Genomic DNA, 2,808 nt, shown 5'->3' with positions numbered 1-2,808 from the left:
CAATGGTAACGATCGAAGCGTGGGGTCCGAACATCAAGATCCCGGGCGCCGCGATCAGCAAGGACAATGTCGACAATCCTGCATTCTGGGGCAACCTGAAGCCACCGGCGGGTGCCGTCAAGTCGGTCGAATAGCAAACTTCGCCAATGGATCTCCGGGTAATCCACCCGGAGGTCCTTCTTTCACGCATCTCGGGACCTGGCCAGACATGACATCGCAAACACGTCAGCGGGTGGAATTCATCCTCGATAACCTCGTCTGGTTCATGCTGTTTTTTGTACTGGCCGTCTTTTCTCTTTTCGTCCCCAATTATTTCCAGCCTAGCATCTTCGCCAACATCATTGAGGCCTCCAGCGTGCTGGGCGTCATGTCAATTGGGCTGGCCCTCGTCATTATCGCCGGGCAGATGGACCTCTCGGTTGAATCCGTCGCGGCACTCGCGGCGATGGGCGTAGGTATTCTCTTTTGCTCTGCCGGCATAGGCCTCGGCATCAAGCTGACACCAGAATGGCTTGCGGTGCCCATCTCCCTTGCTGCCGCGTTGGCAATTGGCGGCGTGATCGGCCTCTTCAACGGGTTCCTGATCGTGAAGGCCAAGATGAATGCCTTCATCATTACACTCGCCGCCTATATCTGGGTGCGCGGCCTTGTAGTCGCAATCTCCGGGGGACGGTCTGCCCAGGACCTCGACCCCGGCATCCGCTGGTTCGGCATACAGCGCCTGCTGGGCCTGCCGCTGACCGCCTGGATTGCCATACTTTGCTTCATCGCCTTCTCTTTCATGATGATGAAGACGCCCTTCGGCCGCCATCTCAAGATGATCGGAGGCAATGAAACGGCAACCCATCGTGCCGGTATTCGCGTCAACCGCAACCTTGTGATTGTCTTCGTCTTGGCAGGAGCAACAGCAGGCCTGGCAGGCTGGCTGCTGACCATCCGCACCTCGGGCGCCACGGCAAACCTTGCCGTCGGCATGCTGTTCAACGCCTTTGCTGCCGTGGTGATTGGTGGCGTGAGCCTGAAGGGCGGTGTCGGTTCTCTGCCCGGTGTCTATGCGGGCGTGCTGCTTCTTTCGTCCATCAACACCGCGATCAATCTCATGGGTCTGCCAGCCAATGTCACGCAGGTCATTCATGGTCTTCTGGTGCTGGCGGCGGTGATGCTTGACACCTTCAAGCAAACCATACGCAAGAGACTCACATGACGGGCCGTCTCAAGGAACGCGTGGCGCAGGTTATCGATTCCGCGACTGCGATCGGAAAGGGTGTAACCCTTCACTTCAGGTAAGAAGGCGCACACCTTAGGCTGGACGGCATCGATGATACAGCCGGGGAAGCACCACAGCACGCGAGATGAGTGCCGAGTTCATTCGCATCGATATATTTGGACTGAAGGACGCACCAAGGGATTTGGCACCAGCTTGGGCGAGATTTGGCAGCTCGACATCTCTGTGCAGAATTCCGGGATCTATCCGTAGCAGTGGATCGAGCAGACGTCGCCTGAGAAATGGGGGCCGTGTGCTTGGCATAAATCTGCAAGGTGTTTTCAGAGCCGCGCGCTCCGTCCTCCCCGTCATGAGGCCCCATCGCTAAGGCTACAAGCTGTTTACCTCGTCGATCACCGGCCCCTATGAGGCCAATGCAGCATACGGGCATTGCGCGGCCAGCAAATCCGTCATCAACGGGTTCATCAAGGCTGCGGCATTGGAGTTCTGCGGCTAACGCGCTCTCAGATCAAGTGGAATCACCTGGTCGAACAGAACGTGCGCAAGATCAATTTCTTGAGCATGATCTCATCGCAAAAGTGGTTTCCACTTTTGTGCATCAAGCCTTACGGCATGATGGTCAATCGCGTCGAGCCCGGTAGCATCCTCACCGAGGCGATCCAGACCCACTGTGACGCAGTATAAATCGCCAGCATGGAGGCATCCATCCCTCTCCAAGGTTTCCCGGTGACCCCGGTCCATGGCACGGCCTCCGCAGTCTCGGCGACATAGACTCGTTCGTTGTTCGAAGCATCATGGACCGATTTCAACGTGTCGCCCGCACCTATTCCTGAAAAGACGATCCGCACGAACGCTGTGTTGGTGATCTGGGTCGTGTTGGTGGTACCGCTGAAGGCGCGGTCGGGGGAACTGTCAGGGCCGGAGACGTAAACGGCGTCTTTCTGGCGAGCAGCGTGTCCATCCGGCTCTTGCGCAAGATATCTGTGCGGCCGGAGGCATCCAAAGAAGAGTTTGGCACAACAGAAAATGTCTTGGCACCGCCAAGGGTCTGGGTGGTCGAAAGATCGGCGAAAGCTTTGGTGCCTGCCAGGGCGACGATAGCGGTGGTATGCCCATCCTTGTCATCATCTTTCCCGATGCAGAGCGTGCCATTGACCTCGTTGCGCATCAACTCGGCGGCATTGAGTGACGCGGGCGCTCCGGCATTGCGGGAGGCTCGCCGCTTGATGCGAATGTCGTTTGCAGTTTCGTGTTCCGGCGAAGTCGGGCACGAATAATCAGGAGACCTCGCGCTCGCCAAATGGAAAGCACAGAGTACGGTAGTGATATCGAATGAAAGCTGACTTACTACAATGACATGTCGTGTCTTTAGTTTTGCTGCGCAGCCAGGAGCTCCGGAAGATACGGGGTGTGGAGAGACCAGAATCTGCCTGACCCCCCCCCATTCTTGCAGTCGGGCGCCCATTGCAAAGAAGGCCGCAAGTACCATGTATTCTCGACGCTCGGGTTTCCGGGAGAGACTTTCGCCGAAGTGCTGAATGGCAGCACGATCGTCTTGTGTATCGAGCCCTCGGACCTGATTC

General features: G+C 57.3%; 2 protein-coding genes and 1 pseudogene. 2 read left to right on the top strand and 1 reads right to left on the bottom strand.

Annotation, left to right across the window (positions count from 1 at the left end; all coding sequences use genetic code 11):
* Together ACILRA_RS21795 and ACILRA_RS21790 are read left to right on the top strand one after the other, a co-directional pair.
* Window positions 1-134: pseudogene (locus tag ACILRA_RS21795) on the top strand (sugar ABC transporter substrate-binding protein); the annotation flags it as partial.
* Window positions 135-208: 74 nt separating this feature from the next.
* Window positions 209-1,204 (top strand): ABC transporter permease, encoded by a 996-nt coding sequence (locus ACILRA_RS21790; protein ID WP_395664135.1) that lies wholly within the window; start codon window positions 209-211, stop codon window positions 1,202-1,204.
* A gap of 844 nt (window positions 1,205-2,048) precedes the next feature.
* Here the strand turns inward: ACILRA_RS21790 and ACILRA_RS21785 are convergent.
* The coding region (locus tag ACILRA_RS21785) for a hypothetical protein (RefSeq protein ID WP_395664134.1) at window positions 2,049-2,808 on the bottom strand (760 nt) is incomplete at its 5' end.

This window comes from Aestuariivirga sp., assembly GCF_044239095.1.
Lineage (GTDB): Bacteria > Pseudomonadota > Alphaproteobacteria > Rhizobiales > Aestuariivirgaceae > Aestuariivirga.
The sequence above is the reverse complement of the archived record's forward strand: the minus strand, read 5'-3'. Positions and strand labels throughout refer to the sequence as shown.